The following is a 26,029-nucleotide window of genomic DNA, read 5'->3' as shown; positions in this document are numbered from 1 at the left end:
TGGAAAGTTAAATTAAGGTGGATATGTTTAAGAATGCGAGTAGTGCGTTAATAGACCACAAGAATAAATTGGTTAAGAGAATCACTAACCAGATGATCCAGTTTTTTTGATGGGTCAACTGTTTGATGCCTTTGTATTGAATGTAGAAAACCCAAATTTTAAAAAGGGAGAAGCTTCCCATTAAGTAGATCACATACGATTTTGACGTTATGTATTGGGTGATTACTCCTAACGAGAGCGGTGAAGAGTACCATTCAAGTGAAGAGAATAGGGATAATGGTATATAGGTGAGTTTTTCAAGTAATAAAATGATTAAGACCAGACCTTGAGTGATCACCAGTTTACGGTACTCACCTTCATTTGAGATGGTCCAGAAAATGAGTGATGAAAAAAAGAGAATAATGGCTGCATAAAGCATTCCGGCTAATAGCCTTCCTAAGAAAAATAAAAACTTCTCCAACTCGAATACGGTTGGGGATAGCTTCGTCATGTCTTTAGACAAAGGGTCCATTCCTATTCCGAAAGACGATATCAAACCAAATATAATAATGGATAATAAGAAGAGAAAGGAGACTCGTTTCTTATAACCTTTTAGTGCCTCCATCTCATTGAGTTGATAAAAGAAGATTGATGGCTGTTTCAAACCCCTGAAAAGTCTGACTTCTCTATGCATAAAATATTGTCCTCCAACTTGAATAGATTCCATCTCTTATTCTATAGAATATCATCGAACTTTTCCATAAATTGTAGAACGAATTAAAAAATAATATAAAAAAGCGTCGAATGGACGCTTTCTGTTAGGTTATGCTTGATATGTTAAGTAAGTAGTTCCTGCGATAAGTAGAATTGTAATGATAATGAAACTTACATATGTCACTACTTTCTGCGTTTTCTTCTTTCTCATTGCCTCTTCAGGCGTTAAAAATGCCATTATAAATTTCCCCCTTTTCCCGACTTGAAGCTGCTGGACTATAACGAACGTATTTTTTATTTTTCTATCGATCGTTAATTTTCTTCCCCATACCAACATTTTATCGGAAATATATGCTAATCATTAATAGGTCTTAAAGCCTAATTAAATTGACGGATGTCGAAAAATATTTTGTGGAATCTTGTATATATATGGTAATATATCTAGTAATTGATGTTTGAACTTTCGTATAATAGTGTAATAAAGTGATAGAAACTGTTTTTAATTGTAGGAGGGTGTCTTTTTTGAAAGGAAATGTTAATAAGGAACAATACGTTCTCTCTGTTATCCAGAAAGCTTATGACAAGGGTCAGCAAGGCGATATGAATACAGATAAAATGATCGATTGGCTAAAACAAGAATTACAAACTGGATATGCTATAAATCAAAAAGCGCTGTAGAATCCTCATTGGGAATCTCAGCGCTTTTTGTTTTTATTTTATTGAGGGACGGACCTCCATTGATAGGAGAATAAAGGTAAAATGCCGATTTGTTCACATATATTATTCTATTGGAGTTCCTCGAGGTCCGTCCCTCCAGATATGCTTTACCAATCCTTCATCGTCTGGTAAAGGTGATTGACCTGGGTGGTGAATTTTTCTTTGCGTTTTTCTGTGAAGTAGGTGAGGGAGGATAGGGTACGTTTGAATTTTGGGAAATCTTGAAGGATCTTCAGGATTTCCCTATTTTCTTCGTCTTCGAAGTTTTCTCTTAGGATCATTGGATTTTGACTGATACCAAGTCCGCCACTTTCCTCGCCGTACATGATTCGGTTCATCTCATGGGTGGGGATTTTATAGACTTCCTTAAAGGTAAGGAGCATTTTATACGGGATGTCCCTTGTGCCATTTTCATAGTTTGATAACGTACTCTGATTGATATTTAAACGAATGGCTGCTTCTCTTTGGGTAAGCTCCAATACGTCATTCCGATAATGCTTCAACTCTATGTGTAAGTCCATTCTATTCACCGACTATCCCTTTTTTCTTCAAGATAAAGGTTTTGAAAGATATCAACGGGAAATTACACAATATGAAATACGATTATTGATTACAAATACAGATATTTTGGAAAAGGTATACAAAATTACACAAAAACGTATTAAAATGTAAATATAATTGTAATTTTGTCGAATTGGGGGTAAAGGTGGAAGATAGGATGGGAGATCAGAACAAAGGGAGAAAGATTAGCGTTATAGGAGACACGAAATCCAGTTTAACGGGAAAGGTCAAATGGATACCTTTGAGACAAGAGTCAACCCTGGTATTCAGCACTAAAAATAACGGCAAACAGCGTGTGATCTACTATTCTCAAAACAGCTTTACCAGCGAGGGAACGGACAAAAGAGATTTTCTATTAATAGATAGAATAGAAAAATAAAGATGAGGGACTAAAAATGAGGGACGGACCTCAAAATGGTGAAATGGAAGACAAGCAGCCTGATTTAAGGCCGTTTGTAAATTTCCAGAGGTCCGTCCCTCAAAAAAGAGGATTTTGCGGAGTTGTGTCGAATAGGTTAGTGTACGAATTTGAGAGAAGGAGTGATGTTATGGTACGAACGCCTCGGGATTGGCGTCCGGGAGCCACTTATCATGTGACAGCGAGAGGGAACCGGAAGCAAGACTTGTTTCATGACATTGAAGACCGGAAGAAGTATTTATCCTACCTGCAGGACACGAAAGACAAGTACCCTTTTACTATCCACGCTTACTGTTTAATGTCCAACCACATTCATCTTCTAATCGAAACCCACGACGTTCCACTAGAACAGATCTTCAGAATCCTTCATACCCGCTATGCCATATATTTCAACAAAAAGTATGATTATGTCGGACATGTTTTTCAAGGAAGATATGGTTCCACTAAGATCGATACCCCTGCCTATTTCATTAAGGTCAGCAGATATATTCATCAGAATCCTGTCAAAGCCAAACTCACCATCGTCCCCGAGTATTATCCCTGGAGCAGCTACCCCTCATATGTTCATTCCATCGACAACCCGCTTCTCTCAAAGGAGAGGACGCTGGCATATTTTCCTGATTCTGAAGTGAAGCTTTATAAAGAATATGTAGACAAAGTAGAAGAGAAGGAAGACGCAAACGAGGATTTTGCCGAAAATACAAATAAAATGGTAAAAAAATAAATTATTTTTGTAAAAATAAAAAGGAAATTAGATGTTTATGTCGAAATTTATTTTTGTAGTACCAAATTCCTATATCGAGGAGGAGGAAGTATGAAAAAAGACTTTATTTTGGTGTTTGAGGATTTTCACGTTTCAAAGAGGAGTATCACGACATCCAAAAAGCATTTAGTTGTGTTTCAAGGGCAACATTATTACAACAGGCTCGTTGTCGTAAATCGACCCCCGGGATTCTCCCACGCATTGGAAAGCATCATGTACTCTGATAAGATACTCGAAACCTATGGATTTTCAACTTTGTTTGCGGTTCCGATTGACAGAAAACATTCAATCCCGTTTAAATTTGTCCGTATAGGAGACAAGGAGCCCAAGGATTGCAAAATTGTGCTGGAAAAACGGAATGGCATGGAGCAGTTAAATATCAAACCTTTGTATACGATGGATGGTCCAATTACACATGAGGATAAACATGACATATTATCCTATCTCAGCATGAAAAATGATGAAGGCACGGTCACCTATCTCATGAACAACCCCCAAGTGTTCAAGGGAAAAGGTAAAAAACAAGAAGAGTAAAGGAGGAATGAGGCGAACCTAAATCAAATAGGTACGTCTTTTTTTAAGCTCTTTTTGAATATGAGGGACGGACCTCCAACCGTTTAAACTAGCCCCCTGGCTGATGCTCTCCAAAACCCTTTACCACACTACCAAACTACCTCTCTAAGTTTCTAAAATCAGCACTTTTTTCGTTGACCTCTTATGAATCAGACCATACAATATAAGTAGTTATTAGTATTTTTAGAATTTTCACGTAAGGTGCGAATGCCACTTGGATAAGACAGATCATACTCGTATCGGAAAGAATGCCATGCTTCTTCTCCTCGTAGATAAAGAGGAAGAAGAATGGAATCGTCATTTCAATGAACTGAATTGGAGTTACTGCACCGGGAAAATCGGCTCCATGGACAGTCAAAAAATCGTGGCTGCGATTGAAACAGCAGCAAAGCGGAGTGACCTTGTCCGGGAAGATCTGTACCGTGAAATGCATGCCTTATATCACGCCATCATGGAGGCTTTAACGGGTGTGACCCGCGGCCATACGCAATTAGGTGAGGTCCTGCGCACCGTGGGATTGCGCTTCTCGGTAGTACGGGGGACTCCATATGAGAGTGAAGAGGAAGGCGAATGGATCGCAGTAGCGTTGTACGGAACGATTGGTGCGCCCATTAAGGGGCTGGAGCACGAGACAATTGGACTTGGAATTAATCATATTTAAATAATTTAGAGCCTAGAGATATTAGTTGAAAGGAGGCTCGACCAACGGCAGAAGTCTGTCTTTGGTCGAGCCTCTTTTTGTGTGGAATTTTGGGGTCAAGATGATTCTTTGGGGATTGGACAGTGAAGATTTGGAGGTCCGTCCCAGAGTGGTTTAAAGCGGTAAAGAACGATACAACAAAAATAGCGAACTAGAGGGGTTTGGCCAGAATGAGGTTGTGAAGAGGCAGCTTATGGAGGTCCGTCCCTAAAAATATGAAGAGGTGAGTGTAATGGTGGAGTTGACGGGTTGTGGTTTGACGTTGGATGAGGCGAAGAGGGTTATTTATGGGAAGGAGCAGGTGGAGCTTTCGCCGGTTAGTATGGAGCGGGTGCGGAAGAGTCGTGAGGCGGTTGAGCGGATTGTGAAGGAGAAGCGTGTGGTGTATGGAATTAACACGGGCTTTGGGAAGTTCAGTGATGTGTTGATTGATGCGGATGATGTGGAGGAGCTTCAGCTTAACCTGATTCATTCTCATGCTTGTGGAGTGGGGGATCCATTCCCTGAGAAGGTTTCCAGAGCGATGCTTCTGCTCAGAGCCAATGCGTTACTAAAAGGATATTCAGGAGTGAGACCAGTTATCGTCGAACGTCTTACTGAATTCCTCAATAAAGGGATCCATCCGGTCATCCCACAGCAAGGATCACTTGGAGCAAGCGGAGACTTAGCACCACTTTCCCATTTAGCACTCGCTCTGATGGGAGAAGGAGAAGTTCATTATCAAGGAGAGGTACATCAAACCCTTCCTGTCCTATCAAAAGAAAACATCTTCCCGATCCAGCTTCATGCAAAAGAAGGATTGGCCCTCATCAATGGAACGCAGGCCATGACGGCAATGGGAGTCATCGGATACTTAGAAGCAGAGGAACTTGCTTTCCAAAGTGAGATGATTGCAAGTCTGACCTTGGAGGGACTTAGAGGAATCAAGGATGCCTTCGACGAAGATATTCATTTAGTAAGAGGCTATCCTCAACAGGTCGCAACGGCCAAAAGAATCCGGGGTTACCTTGAAGACAGTAAACTGACAACGAAGCAAGGAGAACTAAGAGTCCAGGACGCATACTCGTTACGATGCATCCCGCAAGTACACGGGGCATCCTGGCAGGCACTTGACTATGTAAAAGAAAAGCTGGAAATCGAAATGAACGCAGCGACGGATAATCCACTGATTTTCGATGAAGGAGAAAAGGTCATTTCAGGCGGGAACTTCCATGGACAGCCGATCGCCTTCGCAATGGATTTTATGAAAATTGCCATAGCTGAGCTCGCCAATATCTCAGAAAGACGTATTGAACGACTCGTGAATCCGCAGTTGAATGACCTGCCACCGTTTCTGAGTCCACAACCAGGGCTCCAATCCGGTGCCATGATCATGCAATACTGCGCGGCATCACTCGTATCGGAAAACAAAACCCTCGCCCACCCAGCGAGCGTTGATTCCATCCCGTCATCAGCCAACCAGGAAGACCACGTCAGCATGGGAACCATAGGGTCACGACATGCCTACCAAATCCTGCAGAACTCAAGAAGAGTCCTTGCAGTCGAACTCATCTGTAATCTGCAGGCAGCAGAACATCGAGGGACGGACCTCATGGCAAGCCAGACACGACAATTTTATGAAGCAGCGAGAAAGGTTATTCCTTCTATTACAAAGGACCGCATCTTCTCGAAAGATATAGAAAAAGCCAACCAGTGGCTGCAACAGATCTCGTTAAGCACACTCATCAAACCTAACAAAACAAAGGAGGAAACGACAAATGGTTAAGGCAAACAAACGAATCGTACAAATCAAAAGAGGGACGGACCTTGAATGTAAAGGATGGGAGCAAGAAGCTGTCCTTCGCATGCTCTATAACAATCTTGATCCTGAGGTAGCGGAAATTCCGGAAGAATTAGTCGTTTACGGTGGTATCGGGAAAGCGGCCCGTAACTGGGAGTCCTTTGACGCAATCGTTCACACGCTCAGAAACTTGGAAAGCGATGAAACCATGCTTGTTCAATCCGGAAAGCCGGTCGGTGTGTTCAAAACCCATAAAGCGGCTCCTAGAGTTTTACTTTCCAACTCGGTCCTTGTACCAAAATGGGCAAACTGGGAGCATTTCCATGAGCTCGATCAAAAAGGCCTCATGATGTACGGCCAAATGACGGCTGGTAGCTGGATCTATATCGGGACGCAAGGAATCTTGCAAGGGACGTATGAAACATTCGCAGCACTTGCGAAGAAACATTTCAACAACTCACTTAAAGGTACGATCACTCTCACAGCGGGACTAGGCGGAATGGGCGGTGCTCAGCCACTTGCCGTTACAATGAACGGTGGAGTCGTGATTGCAGTCGACGTTGACGCAGAACGCATCCAAAAGCGCCTCGACACGAAATACTGTGACGTGATGACAGATTCCATCGATGAAGCATTGATGATGGCCTATGAAGCACGGGACCAAGGCAAGCGTCTTTCCATCGCATTACTTGGAAACGCGGCAGAGGTTCATCATGAACTTTTAAAAAGAAACGTCCAAATCGATATCGTAACCGACCAAACATCAGCCCACGATCCTTTAAACGGCTATGTTCCTGAGGGTTACTCGATCACAGAAGCGGCAGAGCTTCGCAAACAGGACCCGAAAACCTACACGGCACTTTCCCAAAAAAGCATGGCCAAACACGTGGAAGCCATGCTCCAGTTCCAGAATAGAGGCTCCATCGTATTCGACTACGGAAACAACATCCGTCAGGTAGCAAAGGATGAAGGAGTCGACAATGCCTTTGACTTCCCTGGATTCGTTCCAGCCTACATCCGTCCATTATTCTGTGAAGGAAAAGGACCATTCCGCTGGGCGGCTCTGTCTGGAGACCCAGAGGATATCTATAGAACAGATCGCTTGATCAAGGAGCTTTTCCCTGAAAATGAAGCCCTCAATCGCTGGATCGATATGGCACAGGAGCAAGTGGCATTCCAAGGGCTGCCTTCACGTATCTGCTGGCTGGGCTATGGTGAGCGTGTGAAGATGGGTCTTGCCATCAATGAACTTGTTCGAAACGGAGAACTGAAAGCGCCGATCGTCATCGGCCGTGACCACCTGGATTGTGGATCGGTTGCTTCACCAAACCGTGAAACCGAAAGCATGAAGGACGGAAGTGACGCAGTAGGCGACTGGGCGATCCTGAACGCCCTCATCAACACAGCGGCGGGCGGCTCCTGGATCTCCTTCCACCACGGCGGCGGAGTAGGAATGGGGTACTCACTACACGCTGGAATGGTGGTTGTGGCAGACGGGACGGACCTTGCACAAGAACGTCTGGAACGCGTCCTGACAACAGACCCGGGAATGGGCGTCATTCGCCACGTCGACGCAGGCTACGACATCGCAGAAAAAACAGCCGAAAAACACAACATCCACATCCCAATGAACAAAGGAGGAGAATAATATGACCACAGAAAAACACTTCGATACCATCATCGACAACATCGGACAGCTCCTGACAATGGATCACGGGGACGGACCTCTAAAAGGAGAGGAAATGAGTAAACTCAAGGTTTCAGAGCATGCCGCCCTTGCCATCAGGGACGGACTTGTCGCGTGGATCGGGACACATGAAGAAGCTCAATCCCTAAAAGCAACGGAACGAATCGATGCAGAAGGAAAGCTCGTGACACCAGGTCTAGTAGACCCGCATACACATCTGGTCTTCGGCGGATCACGTGAACACGAAATGGCCCTTAAACAGCAGGGAGTTCCATACTTAGAGATCCTGAAGCGCGGAGGAGGAATCCTATCTACAGTCGGTGCCACCCGCGAAGCATCAGAAGAAGAGCTGCTCACGAAAGCGCGCTTCCACTTAAACAGAATGATTTCATACGGAGTCACAACGGTCGAAGCGAAAAGCGGATACGGTCTTGACCGCCCAACCGAACTAAAACAGCTGAGAGTAGCCAAACAACTGAACGAATCGCACCCGGCAGACATCGTTTCCACATTCCTTGGAGCACACGCGATCCCACCGGAATTCAAAGGACGCTCAGACGAATTTTTAACAGAAATGCTCGACCTGCTGAACGATATCGAGAAAGGACAGCTGGCTGAATTCGTCGATATCTTCTGTGAAACAGGGGTATTCACAGTAGAACAATCCCGCGAGTTCCTGAAAAAAGCCAAAGAAAAAGGCTTCTCCGTTAAAATTCATGCCGATGAAATCGATCCACTGGGTGGAACGGAAATGGCGACGGAGATAGGCGCAACAAGCGGTGACCACTTAGTGGGAGCGTCTGATAAAGGCATCCATGCACTGGGTGAAACAGACACTATCGCTGTCCTCCTGCCAGGCACATCCTTCTACCTGAACAAAGGAAAATTTGCGAACGCAAGAGGCATGATGGATGCGGGAGCAGCAGTCGCCCTGTCAACAGACTTCAACCCGGGCAGCTCACCAACAGAAAACCTGCAGTTCATCATGAACCTGGCATCCTTACAACTCAAAATGACGCCTGAAGAAATCTGGAACGCCGTAACCATCAACGCAGCCTACGCCATCAATCGGGGAGACTCAGCAGGAAAGCTGGCACCAGGAAGAAAAGCCGACATCGTCCTATGGGATGTACCAAACTATCATTACGTACCATATCACTACGGGGTGAACCACACCCACACCGTCATGAAAAACGGCCGGATCATCTACCGCAAGGAGAAGCTTCATGAGCACATTTCAGCACATTAAGCCTGCAGGGAAGGCGCAGTTCAAAGACCGCTACACAACCAAAGCGGCAGAGCTTCTCACGCCTTGGAAAGAAGGAAAGAAAGGGGACATCGCCATCATCGGCGCCCCCCTCTCCAAACCTTCCATCTCACACTCAGGAGCAAGCTTCGCACCCGATGCCATCAGAAGATGCCTTAATTCGTTTACGACCTACAACATCGAAAGAGGGACGGACCTCGCCGACGACAGCAAAACCATCATAGACTTCGGCGACATCACCATGCACCCGACCTCCATCGAAGAGTCGCATCAACGAATCTATGAATCTGTCAAAGAAGCAACGAACACAAACGCAGCAGCCTTCACCATCATCCTTGGAGGCGACCATTCCATCACAACATCAACGGTCAAAGCCATCAAGGAAACCAAAGGCACAGTCGGCATCATCCAATTCGATGCCCACCATGACCTCAGAAACACCGAAGACGGAGGCCCGACCAATGGAACACCATTTAGAAGGTTAATAGAAGAGGGGCACATCAAGGGTGAGCACCTGATCCAAATCGGCATCCGCAACTACGCGAACGCCAAAGCGTATCATGACTATGCAATCGAGCAAGGTGTTACGGTATATACGATGAAGGACGTCAGACAACAATCCATAACAGAACTAATCAACCATGCACTAAATCAACTACAGGACAATGTCGACACCATCTACCTCTCCGTAGACATGGACGTCCTCGACCAGGCATACGCCCCAGGATGCCCGGCGATTGGTCCCGGTGGGATGCACCCAGATACTCTGACAGAGGCGATCCAAGTGGCCCTCAAGCATCCTAAAGTCCACACCATGGACATCGTTGAAATCGACCCGACCCTCGACATCAGGGATATGACAAGCAGAATAGCAAGCCTCTTGATCATAAATTCATTAATCTAACAAAGGTCCGTCCCTCACCGCTTTAACGCATTGAGGGACGGACCTTCATTTTCAGTGCTGATTAAGAAAAATACTTGTAAAAACGTATCCCAGTATAAAGGATGCGTTTTTTCTATTAAACTAAATATAAGAAAAATCATCCAAAATTGAGACACACTTCCTACCTACGGCGTCTAATGAATGAATAACTTACAAAAATGTAAAAAAACACATTAAACTTACAAAAGGAACCCGGCTACAGTGTGGAAACAGAAAATCGGGTGTCCGGTCCACTCAGGGGAGGATAACAAATGGATGAAGTGATACAACATGAGAAGGGGGGAGTGATGCAGATGGAGGTAAGTGAGGAAAGGTTGATTGAGAGTTTAATTGATGAGTATGAAGTGCAGGTGACGAAATTGGTCTATCTGTATGTGAAAGACTGGCCGGCTGCCCAGGATATTACTCAGGAGGTGTTCATTAAAGCATTCCATGCCCTCCATCAGTTCAATCATAAATCCTCTTACAAAACATGGATTTATAGAATTGCCATTAACTTATGTAAAGATTATAAGCGTTCGGCTTATTTCAGGAAAAATACAATCGTAAATAAATTCCATACCATTCTTAAAAAAGAGACGTCCGTTACACCCGAACAAGAACTCATAACGAACGAAGACAATGACTCGGTGGCCTCTCATGTATACTCACTCCCCCTGAAATATAGAGAAGTCATATTATTATATTACTATGAAGAATTAACGACTGGGGAAATCGGAGATATGCTTGGGATCAATCCTTCAACGGTTCGGACGAGGCTGGACCGTGGAAGAGAAAAGTTGAAGAAAACAATGGGAGGGAGGATTCCCAATGAATAAGGACCCTTTGCACAATATAAAGGATGAAATAGAACGGGAAGTATTCAAGAACAGCGACCCTATCAGTCAAAAAAGAGCCATCATGACGAAAATAAGGAATGAAAAACAAAAGAATTCATCGGTCAAGTCCATCTTCATCAATCTGGGCGTCCCTTTATGCATCATCCTGATCCTTTCTATCCTGGGCAGCAGTTATCTATTTAAGGAAGAGCTGGTGAAGGAAAATGAAAAAGAAAAAGAAGAGCCTGCAGAACTAACATATGTACCAACTGACGAGTGGGATGACAAGATAACAGATGAAAAAGCATTGATCAGAAAATCGGCGACCCCCACAGAAGATGTGAAAGAGAATCAAGAGAAAGAAGCAGAAGCACTGCCGGAGAAAAAAGAAGAGGAAGACAAGAATGAACCGGTGGATGCGCCACCTCTACCTGCCTTTGACTTTTCTATGATCCTGATCAACCCAAATGATTTCAAGGAAAAAGCAGCCAATGGAACGTTCGTCGGATCTCCCTTTACGATTGGAGACTCCATGGATGAGATACAGGAGGCATACAAGGACAGGTATGAGGATCTCAACATCATGAAGGGTCACAGAAGTTATGACCAAATTGAGAACTATCTTCTCCACTTTCAAGCTGAAAAGAAGCTAGCACAGGTCCGTTCCGATATCAGCCCGTCTTATAAATTGGATAAGGTCATTTCGATCTTGGGTGAACCGTATTATTTTATGAATGCTTTAGAAGGTGTATATTCAGCGAATTATCTGTATGGTGAATATATAGTGGAAATGGAGTTCCAAGGTAATAACACACTTAAGCCATATTCGATGGAAGAGATTCAATTCATTGATCGTGAATCCATCATTACCTCAGTAGCTCTTTTTAAAAATGACGGACGTACCGGGTCCCTGAGTAAGGATGTAAAGTATCTAGGAGAAGAAGAACCAATGGAATTCCGTCCTGAGTGGTTCAATGAAGCGAGAGACTATATCGTGCAAAATACAGTATCTCACGCAGTCATTCTTCATTCCCAACAGGACCCATTGGAATTTAACATCGTAGTCCCTCAGGAAACACCGGAGGACGAAATGAGAGCCATAGCAAACCAATTCCTGAAGAGGTTGACGGATGTTTCGAACAAAGCGATCAAAGAAGGAACAATATGGAATGATTACACCTATGTTATTCATATTGAGAATAGTATAAATGGTTATTACGATACGGGATTGAGCAATTCGAAAAGTACTCATGAAGGGGGTTACCCAGATATCAATTGGATGGGCGATTTAAGCTCCATTGAGTAAGGTCCGTCCCTCATACCAAAGCGGTTCAAATTGCACTGCAGCATCTCATCTTGTCATCGAGACACTTGGATGAAAGCTTTGGCCAATGCCAAAGCTTTTTCCACGTACATTTGGGATGAAGGCCAAGCAGGCACTATAACACATCAAAGGAAGAATAGTCTTTTAAATAGAAGGAATTTATTAAAGAAAAGGTGAAATGAAACAGAGGTAAGATTCTATTGAAATAAGAGGAATCCATATGATAACAGCGATTATAGGAATGATATATGCGATACTATTCCTGCTCCTTACATCGGTCATCGTTGCAGTGCTCCCTACATTACTCTGCAAAAAGAAAATGACGTTCGAGGGTAGGGTGGTAATGGAGGCCATATTATGGAGCTTATGTTCGATAGTAGTAGTAATACTCAACTTGCAATACTTCTTATTGAACTCATTTGCCTATGCAGCCCTTCTAATCAGTGGTATGAAGGTAGTGGCACTGCCGGTCTTAGTTAGGTTAAATCACACAGATAGAAAAAAGTATATCGTTTTGAAAAGGCTGATGAGAAAGTTTTAAATTAAAAGGTGCAAAAAGAGGCTGACCCCATTTCAGGGGGCAGCCTCTTCAATCTAAACAAAACCTTAATGACTAATTCTCTCCCGCGTCATGTCATAACCCGAATGAATTTCTTTCATCCCGATCACTTTCAGGAAGTGGCGGAGCTTGTTCATACAGGGTTCTCCAAGGTCACCTGCAATCTCAAACTGATCAATGACTGCACACTTTTCAATTTTCGCAGCTGTCACGCTTTGCGATTTCCGATACACCACGTTGTTGTTGATGGCATAGGTGGATACCATGGCTTGCCCGACCTTACAATCACCTTTGGAAAATTCAAATTGGAACTGGATCGACATATCCAAATCCGAGTATAGAGGATTTACTTTCATGCTTATGTTGTTCATCATGAAGCCCCCTTTCTTTTATTGTACTTTTATCCTACCAAAGTTCTTAGAATAAGGTATTTGGCACCACAAAGCAATACAGGGGATATTAGTTTTGAAATCTCCACCAAGGATCACTTTATCTCCATTTATATAACTCCGGGCATATTCTTAAAAGAATATTTATGGTGGAGAATCGCTATGCAAAAGAAGGATAGTTCCAAAATCCCATTCCGTTCAAAGTACTCAAATAATGAAGGGAATGGACACATAAGAAGAGAATTATATATAAGAAGGAAGCGAATTTCAAGAACATCAGGATAGATGAAAGTTTGAAACGGTATAGTCAGTGAGGATTCTTACGTTTATACTGGTAAAGTTGTCCTATTAAAATGCACTATATAAAAATATTGTTAAGTAATGAGAAAGAATGGGGAAAAGAAAACGAAGTCGTTAAAGGCTCATGGTTACTTTTCATTCTGGTGATATGAATGTATAGACCCTTTTAGGATGGTTACATAGCGTCGAAAGTAAAGCAATGATGTAAAAGTCAGGGAGGCCATATAAGATCGTTCGCCCTTTTCGACAATACCTTGATTATCAAGCAACAAAAGTGAAAAATTCCTCGCTTTTTGTTTGATGGTAGGGAAAACTTTCTAGACATATGCTTAAAAGAATATAGTGAGAGTGTCAATTCATATTATAATGAAAAAAAAGCCTCCTGCGTTTGAAGGCTTGTCATCACTCTAAGTTGGAGTATTAGTAAACCGATGGAAGTTCTTTAGAATAAACAGAAGGTAATTCAGCTGCATTCTCAGTAGGGGCTTTGTACACAGATGGAAGTTCTGCTACAACTTTAGAGTAAACAGAAGGTAGTTCTGCCACTACATTTGGAGTTGAGTATACAGATGGTAGTTCAGCTACATCATTGGATGGTGCTTTAACTGCTGCGAAAGCTCCAACAAGTAAGACAGAAGCAGTGACAATTGTAAGAAAACGTTTTTTCATAGGTATTTCCTCCCTTTTTCAAAGTGAAAGTTTTTGGGTATGATTGATTAAAAGATTGTTAACTATATTAAAGCATATTTAACAAATGCATACATCCCGATTCTAGGGGCTTATTCACCAATTTTAGTGATGAAAGATAAGCCATACGGCTGATTATAATGAAAAATATAATTATAGGAATATTTTTTCTTAGGGGAGATTCACATGGACTTTAGTATCGTAGGTCAAAAAATAAAAGAACTACGTAAGAATATAGGTCTTTCACAGGAAGAGCTGGCGGAAGGGATTTGTACCCAGGCTCAAATAAGTAAAATCGAAAAAGGAGATGTCTTTCCTTACGCGTCGACGTTGTTTTTAATATCCAGGAAGCTGGGGGTAGACGTTAACTACTTTTTTGATATAGGAATGACTCCTCGACTTGATTATGTTCTAGAGGTTGGAAGACAGTTGCAAATCGCGAGAAGAAATATGGATTATAAAGAAATGAAGGAAGTGGTCACAGCTGAAGAAGAAAATCCTTTATTCTTTAATAATAACAGAAATTTGCAACTTCTGAAGTGGCATAAAGGAATTTATCAATTTGAGCTTGATAAGGATCTCGAGAAAGCAGAAGCAACACTTCGTAAATCCATATCGTTAACCCACACAACGGATAAAATTTGGACAGAAAGAGAAATTGAAATTCTGTTGACGATTGGGGTCATGTATTTCGAAGAAGGGATCTTTGAACGGGCATCAGAGATTTATCAGGAAGTGAAGTCGCATATTGAAGCCCTGCCTCACTTAACGGACTATACGATCAAAACGAGACTCTACTATAATATTGCCAGGGTTTTAACCAGACTCGGAGATATTGATCAATCCACGAAGTATTGTAAAGATGCCATCGACTGGTGCATCTTGAAGGACAATATGTACCTCCTTGGAGAACTTCACTATCACATCGGCTACAACTATGAACTCCAAGGGAAATTGGCAGAAGCAGAGAAATACATGCAAAAAGCACTCATCGTCTTCGAACTTCAAGGAGACGACAAATTCATCCAATATATCCGTCGGAAAATAGAAAAATTAACGATTTAGGGACGGACCTCCATTCATTCTTTTAAATAAACAGGATTTGAGTGACGGACTATGAACAAAAGACAAAAGTTGTGGCTAAAGATAAGCGGATCTTTCTTCATCATCGGACTTGTCATCATGGTGATCGCAGCTTATTTTCTTATCCAAACGGTAAGAGAGAACTTCTACCAAAAAGCATTTGATAAGAGATATGATCTCACTTCATTGGAAGAGGATGGGGTAGTCGATTCAGTCCAAGTCTTTCATGGGGTGAAAATCAATACCTTTGTACAAAATGAAAGCGATCCTTCAACGATTATCCTGGAAATCAATGATGAAGTGGAAGCTAAGTTGAAAGGCTATAAGGTAAATCCTGATGAAGAAGGCATGAAACCTTACTCCGACGCGATTCTATATAAGCAGATGACAGATAAACAAACAGGAAAAGAAGAGTTCATAGTCAGCTTACAAACAACTCCTGCAAACGAGAACGACTCGACCACCAAGTACAGAACGTACACAATCAATGAAAATGGAATCATAAAGAAGAGTGATTTTACGTCAGATACCAAATCAAAGCTTGAGACCCAGTGGATAAGAGGCATATCGAAAGAAACACAGGGATATTATACAGACTTACCTTACCAGGACGGTGGAGCATCATCATTACTGTTTCTCTCACTGATCGGCGCCCTGTTTATGGCAGGTGGCTTCTGGGTGGGGAGATCCATAATAATCAAGGATAAAGGAGCAGCCGCTTAAACATGGGCTGTTCTTTTTATTTCCGTGGATGGAGAGTACCGATAAAAAAACCAGCCCCGCAAACCAGGGCTGGCATCATCATCATCATTCATTCAAATCCAAATGATCCTTCAAATCACTCTGAACCTTCTGTTTCTCTTCTTCAGGGACGATGTAGTAGTATATACCGCCCAGTTTGGTTCCCTCACCGGCGATTTGGCTTTGAGAAATATCCGCAGTCGCACTCTTGTAATTTTTTTGGATATTAACCATTTCATCAAGTGTTAAATTGGTCTTAACATTTTCACCAATGGCTCCGAAGATATCACCATAGTTCCAAAGGGAAGATACGCTCGCACCTTCTTTAATAACCGCCTCGATGACCTGTCGCTGTCTTGCCTGGCGCCCGAAGTCCCCGCGGGGATCTTCATAGCGCATACGGGAATAGGCAAGTGCTTTTTTTCCAGTTAATGATAAAGTGCCTTCATTAAACGTATATCCATCATGAGTAAAAGTAAATTCATTCTGTACCGTTATCCCGCCGACAGCATCTACAATATCCTTAAAGCCTTCCATGTTTATCTTTGCGTAGTAATCAATCGGGATATCCAGGAATCCTTCCACTGTATCCATGGCCATTTCGACACCACCGAACGCATAAGCATGGTTGATTTTATCTTCCGTTCCTCTACCTACGATATCGACAAGTGTATCACGAGGTATACTTATCATTTTAGTCGTTTTCTCGTGAGGGTTCACAGTCACAACGATCATAGAGTCAGATCGGCCTCTATCACCGTCTCTTTCATCCACACCTAAAAGTAATACAGAGAATGGGTGCTTCTCATTGAACTTTACTTCCTCTGTCCGCTTCTCAGACTTCGGCCGGTCAATCTTCTCGTTCATCGTTTCAGCCGTTTTATTCAGTGAATGATAGATGGAATAAGCATATCCTCCACCAGCTAACAGTAAAAGGATGAAGACAATTCCAACGACTTTCGGCCACTTGCGTTTTCTTTTTTGGTTATGTTTATCTGCTCTCAAAATGTTTCCCACCTAATAAGTAATGAATTTTACACATATGAAAAATATACTAGAAATAACGTGAAAAGGGAATACATTAGTAAAATTTTGTCTCTTTATGTCAGAAGCATCAGAAAACGGGAATGAATTTTTCGGGTGATCCTCAAAAAGTTGGATTTATTTGGTACTATTAGAAGGGAGAAAACAGAAGGAGGGAATCAATTGATCAAAAAAACCGCCAAAACCATTTTACTCATCATCCTTGCATTCAGTCTGGTAAAACTGGACACAGCAAAGGCAAATGTAGGCCGAATAAGTGGAGAAAATCGCTTTGATACCGCCGTACAGATTTCGTTAAGAGGATGGAATCAGTCCGACACGGTTGTGCTGGCAAACGGACAAACGTTTCCCGATGCCCTTGCAGGGGGACCGCTTGCCTATAAAATGGGCGCACCAATTCTACTAACCTACAAAAATCGTCTGCCTTCTGAAACAAAAGAAGAAATTGAGCGTTTACAGGTGAAGCATATATACATATTAGGTGGAACCGGCGCAATTGATGCAACCATTGAAAATGAATTGAAAAAGAAAGATATGAAGGTTACAAGAATCGGAGGAGACGACCGTTTCCAAACAGCCGGCAAAATCGCCAGCTACTTACCTTCCAAGAAGGCAATCGTAGCCAACGGACGGAACTTCCCGGATGCATTGGCAGTGGCTCCATACGCCGCCAAGAATGGGATTCCGATCGTACTGACAGAATCCAACACTCTACCGTCATCCACCAAAAAGATAACAGATCAAAAAGCAGAGACCATTATAGTCGGAGGTAAAGGTGTGATCTCTGCGAAAGTCGAATCAAAGCTCCCAGGTACCACAAGGTATGGCGGAATCGACCGCTATGAAACCGCCAGGAACATCATAGAAGGGCTTCCGATGGAAAAGGAAAGGGCTTATGTAGCAACGGGGACAAATTTCGCGGATGCCTTAACGGGGTCTGTACTGGCTGCGAAAGAAAACGCACCTATATTATTAGTGAAAAAAGAAGCTATACCTTCACCAATAAAAAAACTGCTAAACTCTTATGACTCATTCCGCATTCTTGGAGGGGGCAACGCCGTTTCATCAGGTGTCGAGGAGAAACTAACAGGAAGCTTGGAAGAGTTCCGTTTCCAAGGAGTTCATGTCAATGCTACCGAAGAATTGCTTCGCTCTTCCTTAGGTGATCCCGAGAGAATCGATGAAAGCAGATTCAGCTTTGATTGGTATGTTTATAATCAGGATCCCAAGAAGTACATCCAATACGGTGTATTTAAAGGGGTCGTTGTGGCTGTCTATTCAAATTCGGATAGCTGGTTATCCCAATCAGGACTTAAGCTTGGTCTGAGCAAAACAGAAATAGAAGCCAAAATGAATCAAATAGGAGCCAGTCATAATCAGGCCAACGATTATGATTACGATGAAATGCTTATACGTACCTACTATGATAAAAATAATGGGAATACCCTTTCCGGCATCTTACTCATGAGAGAAGATTTCACGATCACAAATCCGGACGTGAACGAAACAGAACTAAGGAAAAGCATGGAGAAGCAGATTCTCGACCAGGCAAATGCATTACGGGCTAGACATCTAGTGGCTCCTCTTCAGGTAGACCCAAAAGCTCAAGAGGTAGCAAGAGCCCACAGCAAAGACATGGCCACAAGAAATTTCTTTAGTCATGATAACCCGGATGGTCTATCATCCTTTCAAAGGATGGATCAGGCTGGCATCTCCTACTCATCAGCAGGGGAGAACATCGCAGCAGGTCAATTCAATGCCATCGCTGTACACGATGCCTGGGTCAATTCACCCGGCCATCGTCAGAACATCCTGAGTCCCCTCTTCAAAAAGCTGGGTGCAGGCGTATACTTCGGCGGTGAGTATGGAGTTTACTATACACAGGATTTCTTCACGCCATAAAAAGAAGACCCCGATGACGCAAATGTCATCGGGGTCTATCTTTCTACAATTCATAAAATCTCTTAAATCCATCAAACTTTGATTTCCAATAAGAGTTACTCAAACTGGTAACCTGTACACCGTTGTCCCCGGCATGAATGAATTCATTATTTCCGATATAAATGCCTAAGTGAGAAATGCCTTTTTTATATGTATTTTCGAAGAATACAAGGTCACCCGGCTGTGGTGTATTCACGTAGTAGGAGCGACTGTAGTAACCTTCGCTGGATAGACGCTTTACACTTTTGGCACCGGCTTCTTTAAAGACATAATAGATGAAGCCGCTGCAATCAAAGCCTCCGACCGATGAGCCTCCCCACACATAAGGGGTTCCCATATGAGACGTTGCCTCACTTAATAATCTATCAACGGAAAAGGACGAAGATTGATTTGGGGACGGAGCTGGCGGCTTGATCGTCTGAGCCGTTCCCTTCACCTTCAGGACCTGTCCGATACGCAGGAAATCACTTGAAAGGCTATTCCAATTTCTTAAGTCACTTACACTCACACCGAATGTTGCACCAATATGAGAAAGGGTATCCCCTGACTTAACGGTATAGCTTGTCATAGAGCTAGCCGGTTTAGGCGGAGCAGGCTGTGCCGGTGCCGGACTGACAGGTGCAGGCTTGGCGCCTGATTTCGACACTTTCAGGACTTGTCCAATCCGAAGGAAGTCGCTCGAAAGTCCATTCCAACTTTTTAATTGGGCTACCGTCACATCAAACTTCATCCCGATATGGGACAGCGTATCCCCCGACTGAACCGAGTAGCTTGTCATCGAACTGTCCTGCTTCGGCGGTGCCGGAGCGGGTGCCGGACTGCTTGGAGCAGGCTTTGAACCAGATTTTGATACTTTTAACACTTGTCCTGGATAAATCAGATGATTACTCAAACCATTCCAGCTCATTAAGTCAGAAAGGGAAATCGAATGCTTACCGGCAATCTGTCCCAGTGTATCCCCGGACTTGATCGTATACGTTTTAGCGTTCGTTTGCCCAGTGTTTTGCTTCGGAGGCGCCGGCGCTTGTGGAGCCTGGGCACCGCCAGCGGCAACCTTTAATACCTGATTAGGAAAGATCATTTCCGACTGCAGCTTGTTCCAACTCTTTAAGTTGGAAACGCTTGTGTCATATTTGTTTGCGATCAGCCACAGGGAGTCGCCTGATTCCACCTTGTGAGTGCTTGCCGAGGCATAGCTAACAAACGAAGAGGAGAGAACAGCCGTAGCTGCTACAGAAACCAATGTCTTTTTCACGTACACTTCTCCTTTATTGTCGTAGTTTGATAGATAATACCGTCATTTTATCACATAATTTGGTGAAAAAAACTAAATTATTCCTTAAATAGTAAAAAATTAATCCTTTTCCACTAGAAAGTCAGTAATTCCTTTGGCCCAGGCTGTGTGTCCCTGCTCATTCGGACTGCTGACATCATCCAGATATGTTTTGATTTCTTCATCTTCTACATCGGGCCAGTTGGACCAGTGGTCGATAAACGGAATATCATTCTCTTCCGCGTACTCCTGAATCTCGGTAACCTGTGCAGCATAATTCGCCGGCTGATAAATAGGCTGAGGAGGGGTAAGGACGAATGTGGATCCTGGTGATGACTCTTTTACTTCATCTATAATTGTTCCGATGCTCTGAAGTGTGTCTTCAATCGTAACGTTTCCATTATCTGTGAAAACAAACGGCTCAAAAATGACGAGTCCGGGCTGTAATTCCCCAACTTCTTCATATCGCTCCTCAAGTACAAACTCAAGTGTATTGGTTTCAAAGGAAAGACTTTCGATTGAAACAGTGTCCCCGTACTCTTCTTCTAAAGCACCCGCCACCTTGTCATTCCATCCCTCTTCAATGGAATCCATTTCGGTTGACCCCATCAGAACGATAGTAAAGGGTTCTCCGGCTTCCAGCTTCTCTTTATAACGGGAACGGGCATCTTCCGGCCAATTGACTGTAGTAGACAGATACTCCCCTTCTTCTGTTCCAAGCGATGATAAATCATCCTTCTGGGATTGCTGTTTTCTCTCAGGACCTGAAGACGAATCGGCAGACGTGGAAGCCGTTGTCATCGACTTCCAGTGAAGATTTCCATACACGATAACCCCACCACATAATATAAGTAGCAAAAAAATAAAGACTTTTTTCATTACGAACCTCCTATGAATAATGAACTTGGAAAATGGAACCAAATTTGAATAGACCCTTCCAATAATAAATAATCTGTTGTTTAATAGATAAGTAACAAAAGATTTCAATTCTATTAAAATTATGACAAGATTCCCTAAAAATAACAAGAACTTATGATATAATATGACGAGATTTTTATTTTTGAAGAAATTTAGGAGGCTATCATGGAAGAAACCATCAGTTTAAAGGAGCTCATTCAGACGTTGAAGAAACGCATGAGTCTCATCATCATACTGACCCTTATGGCAGTATTGGTTAGTGCGGCCATCAGCTATTTTGTCCTCACACCAATCTATCAATCGTCCACTCAATTGCTCGTGAATAAATCGAATCAGGATCAACAGAATTCATTTAATGTAGGGGAAGTGCAAACCAACCTGCAGTTAATCAATACGTATAATGTCATTATGAAGAGCCCGGCTATTCTGGATATTGTGATTGATGATCTTAAGTTAGATATGACCACTGGAGCACTGAATGAAAAAGTAACGGTTCAAAGCGAAAAGGATTCCCAAGTCGTGAACATCTCAGTTCAGGATGAAGATCCTAAACAAGCGGCGGCCATCGCGAATAAGATTGCCGAAGTCTTTCAAACAGAAATTGTGAAAATCATGAACGTGGATAATGTGAGTATCCTTGCAAAGGCGGAACTTGGAGAAAACCCATCTCCCATCAAACCGCAACCATTATTAAATATCGCCATTGCGCTTGTAGTGGGATTAATGGCCGGTGTAGGACTTGCTTTCTTATTAGAATTCTTGGATAACACAGTGAAAACAGAGCAGGACATCGAGAAAGGTCTCGAGCTTCCAGTTCTAGGGGTAATCCCGACGATTACCGATAGTGAATTTCAGAAAGTAGCTCATCGCCAGGAAAGAACGTCAAGACGCAGAGGTGAAAGTGTCGGTGTTTAATAAACAGAAGAAATCAATGAATGCAAATATACGTAAGCTTATAGCGAAAGCGAATCCGAAGTCTCCCGTATCGGAGCAATTCCGTACGATCCGTACGAACATCCAATTCTCATCCGTCGATCAGGAATACCGTTCGATCATGGTATCATCTGCAGGCCCTGGGGAAGGGAAGTCCACAACGGCTGCGAACTTAGCCGTAGTCTTTGCTCAACAGGGGAAGACTGTACTCCTAGTTGATGCAGATATGAGAAAGCCAACCGTTCACTATACGTTTAACTTCCCGAACACGACGGGATTGACGAATGTTCTTTCAAGACAAGTAATATTAAAAGAGGCCGTTAAAGACAGCGGCGTGGACAAGCTTCATATTCTCTCAAGCGGTCCGATCCCACCGAATCCAGCGGAGCTATTAAGTTCAAGGGCGATGCAGCAATTCTTTGTCGATGCTTATGAAGAATATGACCTGATCATCTTTGATACGCCACCAGTACTAGTAGTAACAGATGCGCAAATTATGGCGAACCAATGTCACGGAAGCATCCTTGTCGTTTCAAGCGGGAAAACAGAAATGGAACCGGCGAAGAAAGCGAAAGAGCTTTTGCAAACAACAAAAGGAAAACTTCTTGGATGCGTGCTGAATAATAAAAAAGCGTCAGAAACAGATTATTATTACTATTACGGAAATTAATCCGCATTCGACAAAATTCACCCCTTTACAAATATACCTAGTGGTGTAAAATGGAATACGTTGTAAAAATAAGTCGAAAGAACTACAAAAAGGAGGAGTTAGTAATGATTGACATTCATAGCCATATCCTGCCTGGGATAGACGATGGAGCCAATACGATCTACGACAGTATCGACATGGCAAAGCAGGCTGTCTCAGAAGGGATCCACACAATCATTGCGACTCCTCATCACCGTAATGGAAAATACGACAACGTGAAGTCGGACATCCTTCCACTTGTAAAAGAAGTGAATGATCGCCTAAAAGAAGAACATATCAACTTGGAAGTTCTTCCGGGGCAGGAGTGCCGCATTTATGGTGAAATTTTAGAAGATTACCAAAAGGGTGATATTCTACCTTTAAACCAAATTTCCCATTATCTTTTCATAGAATTTCCGTCAAGCTCAGTTCCACGATACACGGAAAAGCTTCTCTACGATATTCAAGTAGCAGGGCTGACCCCTGTCATCGTTCATCCCGAACGGAATGCCGAGTTGATCGAGAGACCGGAAAAGCTATACAAGCTTGTACAAGGAGGAGCAGCTACGCAACTGACAGCGTCCAGCCTTACAGGATACTTCGGCAAGAACATCCAGAAGTTCTCTCAACAAATGATTCAAGCCAACCTGACACACTTCATCGCATCAGACGCACATAACATACGCAATCGCACTTTCAAAATGGAAGAAGCGATGGACTATATAGAGAAAAAGTACGGAATAGACATGGTCTATTACTTTACGGAAAATGCAGAATTGCTGATAGATGGAAAAAATATTTATAAAGAAATACCTGAATTGATCAAAAAGAAGAAGTTCCTTGGAATCTTCTAAAATAATCAAGACACAGGTAATCCTAAGGTGCTATTGTCGTTGGTATATCAGAAACAAAAAGTTGCACAAAGACAACAGTAGAATTTTGGGAATGTCTCCTTACCGTTATCATTGGAGGCACTCGGTCACGCCGTGGGTGAAGAGTAAGATACTTTAACCTTAGACGCTTGTCGTCATTGGTGGGATGTGAGGAAGGGTTGGATGCCCACAAATACTATAATAATAGAAAATAGTAAAGTTTTTAAATGAAAACGCTTTATGTAACTTATTCTAATAGTGGAATGAAAAAGGTTAATTGTAAAATCAAGGAGAAAATAGAATTGAAAGATTTTAATACATTGTCCAAAAGCATGAAAAAAGCCATAAGGTACATCTACCAGGATGCACCGATAGAACGACTGGAAGAAATAAGAACGCTAATCAACCAAGCCATTGAAAAAAGATTAAATGATCAAAAGTAAATCTAGATACCTAAGGAAAAGGTATACGGTTGTATCTTTTCCTTAGGTATTTAATTTGTCAAAATAACGTAGAAAAGAAGGGATTTATATGAGTTATACAAAACGGGTATCATTGCTGATGCTGTTGGATTCATTGATCGTGTTAACAGCAATTTATTTTGGTTATTATCTTCTCCATCCAACATTCAGCCTGTATACATTGCCTACACTCGTCTTTAGCTCATTTGTACTACTGGCAAGTCACCACGTATTCGCATTTATTTATCGTCTTTATCAGAAAGCATGGGAGTATGCGAGTGTAGGAGAAATGGTTGCCATCATTCGTGCGATTACGTTTTCCATTGTGACGACAGGTGTCCTTCAGTTTCTAATGAATGGGGATATATATGTTCGGGTACTGGCAGTCACTTGGATGCTTCATATCATCTTAATAGGTGGATCACGATTCTCATGGAGAATGTACAGACATTATTACATAAAGCCTAAACAGGAAAAGAAACGTGCCTTGATCATCGGGGCGGGGTCAGCCGGGTCCATGCTTGTCCGTCAGTTAATCAAGAGCCAGGATACTGATTTACTTCCAGTCGGATTTATTGATGATGATCCTAAAAAAATGAAGCTTCAAATATATGGTGTAACGATTCTTGGTCGTACATCTGATATACCGATATTGGTTGAAAAGCACCGAGTGGATAATATCATCATTGCCATTCCTTCTCTACGTAAGGGTGAAATACAAGAAGTCTATCAACAATGTAGTAAAACTTCAGCAAAGGTGCAGATTATGCCGATGATCGAGGATATCGTATCTGGTAAAGTATCCGTCAATCAATTCCGGGAAGTGCAGGTAGAAGACTTGCTTGGTCGTGAGCCTGTAGAACTTGATACTGATAGTATTTCAAAGAAATTATCAGGGAAGACAGTACTGGTTACAGGCGCTGGAGGTTCAATAGGATCTGAAATTTGTCGTCAAGTGAGTAAATTCAAACCCAAAAAGCTTTTATTATTAGGTCATGGTGAAAATTCTATTTACACGATCGATATGGAACTAAGAAGCAGATATGGAACAGAATTGAAAGTTGTCCCTATCATCGCGGATATACAAGATCGAAACCGGATTTTTGAAGTGTTTGAAGAACATTCCCCCGAGGTTGTGTATCATGCCGCGGCTCATAAGCATGTACCGTTAATGGAATATAATCCGAAAGAAGCCGTGAAGAACAATGTCATCGGTACGAAGAATGTAGCGGAAGCAGCCGATACATTCGGAGTCAAAACGTTCGTGCTTGTTTCTTCTGATAAGGCAGTGAATCCAACGAACGTAATGGGATCGACAAAGAGAATCGCTGAAATGGTGATTCAGAATCTGGATAAACAAAGCCCGACGAACTTTGTTGCCGTCCGTTTTGGTAACGTACTTGGAAGTCGTGGAAGTGTTATTCCATTATTTAAGAGACAGATTCAAGCCGGTGGTCCGGTTACGGTGACCCATCCTGATATGACGAGATACTTTATGACGATTCCAGAGGCATCGCGATTGGTTATGCAGGCTGGTGCTTTGGCCCGTGGTGGAGAGATCTTCGTACTGGATATGGGTGAGCCGGTCAAAATCGTGGATCTGGCGAAGAATCTGATTAAGCTATCGGGTTATACAATAGAAGAAATCGGGATTAAGTATGCGGGGATTCGTCCTGGTGAGAAGATGTATGAGGAATTATTGGGTGAGAATGAGGTTCATGGGGAGGCTGTGTTTCCGAAGATTTTTATTGGGAAGACGGTGGAGTTTGACTATGAGCGGGTGTCGAACCTGGTTGAGAATCATACGGAGTTTGAGCCTCAGTATCTAGCTGACTATGTGTTAGATCTTGCGAATAAAAAAGAACGGGTATTAGTACAGAACGTAAACTAAGGGGT

At 42.7% G+C, this 26,029-nt stretch carries 28 protein-coding genes; 20 read left to right on the top strand and 8 right to left on the bottom strand.

Annotation, left to right across the window (positions count from 1 at the left end; translation table 11 throughout):
* Positions 1-7: 7 nt before the first annotated feature.
* Together DET59_RS08165 and DET59_RS22015 are read right to left on the bottom strand one after the other, a co-directional pair.
* Positions 8-673 (bottom strand): hypothetical protein, encoded by a 666-nt coding sequence (locus DET59_RS08165; RefSeq protein ID WP_113969204.1) that lies wholly within the window; start codon positions 671-673, stop codon positions 8-10.
* Positions 674-802: 129 nt separating this feature from the next.
* Positions 803-931: a hypothetical protein gene (locus tag DET59_RS22015; RefSeq protein ID WP_258549614.1), complete on the bottom strand. Its 129-nt coding sequence runs from the start codon at positions 929-931 to the stop codon at positions 803-805.
* 284 nt (positions 932-1,215) lie between these two features.
* Here DET59_RS22015 and DET59_RS21620 point away from each other — a divergent pair, with 284 nt between their 5' ends.
* On the top strand, positions 1,216-1,371 hold the full coding sequence (locus DET59_RS21620) for a YwzD family small protein (RefSeq protein WP_181778093.1): 156 nt from the start codon (positions 1,216-1,218) through the stop codon (positions 1,369-1,371).
* A gap of 146 nt (positions 1,372-1,517) precedes the next feature.
* On the opposite strand, the gene DET59_RS08160 is transcribed toward DET59_RS21620, so the two are convergent.
* The gene (locus DET59_RS08160) at positions 1,518-1,931 is read right to left on the bottom strand and encodes a helix-turn-helix domain-containing protein (protein WP_113969203.1); all 414 of its coding nucleotides are present in this window, start codon (positions 1,929-1,931) and stop codon (positions 1,518-1,520) included.
* Positions 1,932-2,128: 197 nt separating this feature from the next.
* On the opposite strand from DET59_RS08160, the gene DET59_RS08155 reads away from it, so the two are divergent.
* From DET59_RS08155 to DET59_RS08105, 11 genes are all read left to right on the top strand, one after another.
* The gene (locus DET59_RS08155) at positions 2,129-2,350 is read left to right on the top strand and encodes a hypothetical protein (protein WP_113969202.1); all 222 of its coding nucleotides are present in this window, start codon (positions 2,129-2,131) and stop codon (positions 2,348-2,350) included.
* A gap of 169 nt (positions 2,351-2,519) precedes the next feature.
* Positions 2,520-3,113: a transposase gene (locus DET59_RS08150; RefSeq protein WP_258549613.1), complete on the top strand. Its 594-nt coding sequence runs from the start codon at positions 2,520-2,522 to the stop codon at positions 3,111-3,113.
* 90 nt (positions 3,114-3,203) lie between these two features.
* Positions 3,204-3,686: a hypothetical protein gene (locus DET59_RS08145; RefSeq protein ID WP_113969201.1), complete on the top strand. Its 483-nt coding sequence runs from the start codon at positions 3,204-3,206 to the stop codon at positions 3,684-3,686.
* A gap of 253 nt (positions 3,687-3,939) precedes the next feature.
* Complete coding sequence (gene hutP / locus DET59_RS08140; RefSeq protein WP_258549612.1) at positions 3,940-4,386, top strand: hut operon transcriptional regulator HutP; 447 nt, start codon at positions 3,940-3,942, stop codon at positions 4,384-4,386.
* A gap of 271 nt (positions 4,387-4,657) precedes the next feature.
* The gene (gene hutH / locus DET59_RS08135) at positions 4,658-6,190 is read left to right on the top strand and encodes a histidine ammonia-lyase (protein WP_113969200.1); all 1,533 of its coding nucleotides are present in this window, start codon (positions 4,658-4,660) and stop codon (positions 6,188-6,190) included.
* Complete coding sequence (gene hutU / locus DET59_RS08130; RefSeq protein ID WP_113969199.1) at positions 6,183-7,853, top strand: urocanate hydratase; 1,671 nt, start codon at positions 6,183-6,185, stop codon at positions 7,851-7,853. The genes hutH and hutU overlap by 8 nt, the downstream gene beginning before the upstream one ends.
* Before the next feature lies 1 nt (position 7,854).
* The gene (gene hutI / locus DET59_RS08125) at positions 7,855-9,141 is read left to right on the top strand and encodes an imidazolonepropionase (RefSeq protein WP_113969198.1); all 1,287 of its coding nucleotides are present in this window, start codon (positions 7,855-7,857) and stop codon (positions 9,139-9,141) included.
* Positions 9,119-10,063, top strand: coding sequence for a formimidoylglutamase (hutG, locus tag DET59_RS08120; protein ID WP_113969197.1), 945 nt, complete (start codon positions 9,119-9,121; stop codon positions 10,061-10,063). Before hutI ends, hutG begins: the two co-directional genes overlap by 23 nt.
* Before the next feature lie 290 nt (positions 10,064-10,353).
* Positions 10,354-10,920 carry a sigma-70 family RNA polymerase sigma factor gene (locus DET59_RS08115; protein ID WP_258549611.1) on the top strand — a complete coding sequence of 189 codons (567 nt, stop codon included), beginning with the start codon at positions 10,354-10,356 and terminating at the stop codon, positions 10,918-10,920.
* Entirely contained in the window at positions 10,913-12,226 is a 1,314-nt protein-coding gene (locus DET59_RS08110; RefSeq protein ID WP_113969196.1) for a hypothetical protein, read from the top strand. Before DET59_RS08115 ends, DET59_RS08110 begins: the two co-directional genes overlap by 8 nt.
* Positions 12,227-12,464: 238 nt before the next feature.
* Complete coding sequence (locus tag DET59_RS08105) at positions 12,465-12,785, top strand: hypothetical protein (protein WP_113969195.1); 321 nt, start codon at positions 12,465-12,467, stop codon at positions 12,783-12,785.
* Positions 12,786-12,850: 65 nt separating this feature from the next.
* Here the strand turns inward: DET59_RS08105 and DET59_RS08100 are convergent, their stop codons facing one another.
* Both DET59_RS08100 and DET59_RS08095 read right to left on the bottom strand, forming a co-directional pair.
* Positions 12,851-13,174, bottom strand: coding sequence for a hypothetical protein (locus DET59_RS08100; protein ID WP_113969194.1), 324 nt, complete (start codon positions 13,172-13,174; stop codon positions 12,851-12,853).
* A 738-nt stretch (positions 13,175-13,912) separates the two neighbouring features.
* Positions 13,913-14,161 (bottom strand): hypothetical protein, encoded by a 249-nt coding sequence (locus DET59_RS08095; RefSeq protein WP_113969193.1) that lies wholly within the window; start codon positions 14,159-14,161, stop codon positions 13,913-13,915.
* 204 nt (positions 14,162-14,365) lie between these two features.
* On the opposite strand from DET59_RS08095, the gene DET59_RS08090 reads away from it, so the two are divergent.
* Both DET59_RS08090 and DET59_RS08085 read left to right on the top strand, forming a co-directional pair.
* Positions 14,366-15,244, top strand: a complete 879-nt coding sequence (locus DET59_RS08090; RefSeq protein WP_113969192.1) for a helix-turn-helix domain-containing protein — start codon at positions 14,366-14,368, stop codon at positions 15,242-15,244.
* A 51-nt stretch (positions 15,245-15,295) separates the two neighbouring features.
* Positions 15,296-15,985 (top strand): hypothetical protein, encoded by a 690-nt coding sequence (locus DET59_RS08085; RefSeq protein WP_113969191.1) that lies wholly within the window; start codon positions 15,296-15,298, stop codon positions 15,983-15,985.
* An 84-nt stretch (positions 15,986-16,069) separates the two neighbouring features.
* On the opposite strand, the gene tagU is transcribed toward DET59_RS08085, so the two are convergent.
* Positions 16,070-17,008 (bottom strand): polyisoprenyl-teichoic acid--peptidoglycan teichoic acid transferase TagU, encoded by a 939-nt coding sequence (gene tagU, locus DET59_RS08080; RefSeq protein ID WP_113969190.1) that lies wholly within the window; start codon positions 17,006-17,008, stop codon positions 16,070-16,072.
* A 201-nt stretch (positions 17,009-17,209) separates the two neighbouring features.
* Between tagU and DET59_RS08075 the strand changes: the two genes are divergently transcribed.
* Positions 17,210-18,949, top strand: coding sequence for a cell wall-binding repeat-containing protein (locus DET59_RS08075; RefSeq protein WP_142675574.1), 1,740 nt, complete (start codon positions 17,210-17,212; stop codon positions 18,947-18,949).
* A 43-nt stretch (positions 18,950-18,992) separates the two neighbouring features.
* Here the strand turns inward: DET59_RS08075 and DET59_RS08070 are convergent, their stop codons facing one another.
* Entirely contained in the window at positions 18,993-20,243 is a 1,251-nt protein-coding gene (locus DET59_RS08070; protein WP_113969188.1) for a C40 family peptidase, read from the bottom strand.
* 99 nt (positions 20,244-20,342) lie between these two features.
* Complete coding sequence (locus DET59_RS08065; protein WP_113969187.1) at positions 20,343-21,140, bottom strand: SGNH/GDSL hydrolase family protein; 798 nt, start codon at positions 21,138-21,140, stop codon at positions 20,343-20,345.
* Between the two features lie 204 nt (positions 21,141-21,344).
* Here DET59_RS08065 and DET59_RS08060 point away from each other — a divergent pair, with 204 nt between their 5' ends.
* The 5 genes from DET59_RS08060 to DET59_RS08045 all read left to right on the top strand — a co-directional run bounded on the left by DET59_RS08060 (position 21,345) and on the right by DET59_RS08045 (position 26,024).
* Complete coding sequence (locus DET59_RS08060; RefSeq protein ID WP_113969186.1) at positions 21,345-22,094, top strand: YveK family protein; 750 nt, start codon at positions 21,345-21,347, stop codon at positions 22,092-22,094.
* Complete coding sequence (locus tag DET59_RS08055; RefSeq protein WP_113969185.1) at positions 22,087-22,782, top strand: CpsD/CapB family tyrosine-protein kinase; 696 nt, start codon at positions 22,087-22,089, stop codon at positions 22,780-22,782. The genes DET59_RS08060 and DET59_RS08055 overlap by 8 nt, the downstream gene beginning before the upstream one ends.
* A gap of 104 nt (positions 22,783-22,886) precedes the next feature.
* The gene (locus DET59_RS08050; RefSeq protein WP_113969184.1) at positions 22,887-23,654 is read left to right on the top strand and encodes a tyrosine-protein phosphatase; all 768 of its coding nucleotides are present in this window, start codon (positions 22,887-22,889) and stop codon (positions 23,652-23,654) included.
* A gap of 320 nt (positions 23,655-23,974) precedes the next feature.
* The gene (locus DET59_RS21615; RefSeq protein WP_181778092.1) at positions 23,975-24,115 is read left to right on the top strand and encodes a hypothetical protein; all 141 of its coding nucleotides are present in this window, start codon (positions 23,975-23,977) and stop codon (positions 24,113-24,115) included.
* Positions 24,116-24,203: 88 nt separating this feature from the next.
* Complete coding sequence (locus tag DET59_RS08045; protein ID WP_113969183.1) at positions 24,204-26,024, top strand: polysaccharide biosynthesis protein; 1,821 nt, start codon at positions 24,204-24,206, stop codon at positions 26,022-26,024.
* Positions 26,025-26,029: the final 5 nt, after the last annotated feature.

The sequence above is a fragment of the Rossellomorea aquimaris genome, assembly GCF_003315075.1.
GTDB classification, from domain to species: Bacteria; Bacillota; Bacilli; order Bacillales; family Bacillaceae_B; genus Rossellomorea; species Rossellomorea aquimaris_C.
Note: the sequence above shows the minus strand (reverse complement) of the source record. Positions and strands in the feature narration are given on the sequence as shown.

Excerpts from the sequence above, each read along its gene's own strand:
- DET59_RS08165 (WP_113969204.1), bottom strand. The coding sequence starts at position 673 with ATGCATAGAGAAGTCAGACTTTTCAGGGGTTTGAAACAGCCATCAATC.
- DET59_RS22015 (WP_258549614.1), bottom strand. The coding sequence starts at position 931 with ATGGCATTTTTAACGCCTGAAGAGGCAATGAGAAAGAAGAAAACGCAG.
- DET59_RS08160 (WP_113969203.1), bottom strand. The coding sequence starts at position 1,931 with ATGGACTTACACATAGAGTTGAAGCATTATCGGAATGACGTATTGGAG.
- DET59_RS08155 (WP_113969202.1), top strand. The coding sequence starts at position 2,129 with ATGGGAGATCAGAACAAAGGGAGAAAGATTAGCGTTATAGGAGACACG.
- DET59_RS08150 (WP_258549613.1), top strand. The coding sequence starts at position 2,520 with ATGGTACGAACGCCTCGGGATTGGCGTCCGGGAGCCACTTATCATGTG.
- DET59_RS08145 (WP_113969201.1), top strand. The coding sequence starts at position 3,204 with ATGAAAAAAGACTTTATTTTGGTGTTTGAGGATTTTCACGTTTCAAAG.
- hutH (WP_113969200.1), top strand. The coding sequence starts at position 4,658 with ATGGTGGAGTTGACGGGTTGTGGTTTGACGTTGGATGAGGCGAAGAGG.
- hutU (WP_113969199.1), top strand. The coding sequence starts at position 6,183 with ATGGTTAAGGCAAACAAACGAATCGTACAAATCAAAAGAGGGACGGAC.
- hutI (WP_113969198.1), top strand. The coding sequence starts at position 7,855 with ATGACCACAGAAAAACACTTCGATACCATCATCGACAACATCGGACAG.
- hutG (WP_113969197.1), top strand. The coding sequence starts at position 9,119 with ATGAGCACATTTCAGCACATTAAGCCTGCAGGGAAGGCGCAGTTCAAA.
- DET59_RS08115 (WP_258549611.1), top strand. The coding sequence starts at position 10,354 with ATGGATGAAGTGATACAACATGAGAAGGGGGGAGTGATGCAGATGGAG.
- DET59_RS08110 (WP_113969196.1), top strand. The coding sequence starts at position 10,913 with ATGAATAAGGACCCTTTGCACAATATAAAGGATGAAATAGAACGGGAA.
- DET59_RS08105 (WP_113969195.1), top strand. The coding sequence starts at position 12,465 with ATGATAACAGCGATTATAGGAATGATATATGCGATACTATTCCTGCTC.
- DET59_RS08100 (WP_113969194.1), bottom strand. The coding sequence starts at position 13,174 with ATGAACAACATAAGCATGAAAGTAAATCCTCTATACTCGGATTTGGAT.
- DET59_RS08095 (WP_113969193.1), bottom strand. The coding sequence starts at position 14,161 with ATGAAAAAACGTTTTCTTACAATTGTCACTGCTTCTGTCTTACTTGTT.
- DET59_RS08090 (WP_113969192.1), top strand. The coding sequence starts at position 14,366 with ATGGACTTTAGTATCGTAGGTCAAAAAATAAAAGAACTACGTAAGAAT.
- DET59_RS08085 (WP_113969191.1), top strand. The coding sequence starts at position 15,296 with ATGAACAAAAGACAAAAGTTGTGGCTAAAGATAAGCGGATCTTTCTTC.
- DET59_RS08065 (WP_113969187.1), bottom strand. The coding sequence starts at position 21,140 with ATGAAAAAAGTCTTTATTTTTTTGCTACTTATATTATGTGGTGGGGTT.
- DET59_RS08060 (WP_113969186.1), top strand. The coding sequence starts at position 21,345 with ATGGAAGAAACCATCAGTTTAAAGGAGCTCATTCAGACGTTGAAGAAA.
- DET59_RS08050 (WP_113969184.1), top strand. The coding sequence starts at position 22,887 with ATGATTGACATTCATAGCCATATCCTGCCTGGGATAGACGATGGAGCC.
- DET59_RS08045 (WP_113969183.1), top strand. The coding sequence starts at position 24,204 with ATGAGTTATACAAAACGGGTATCATTGCTGATGCTGTTGGATTCATTG.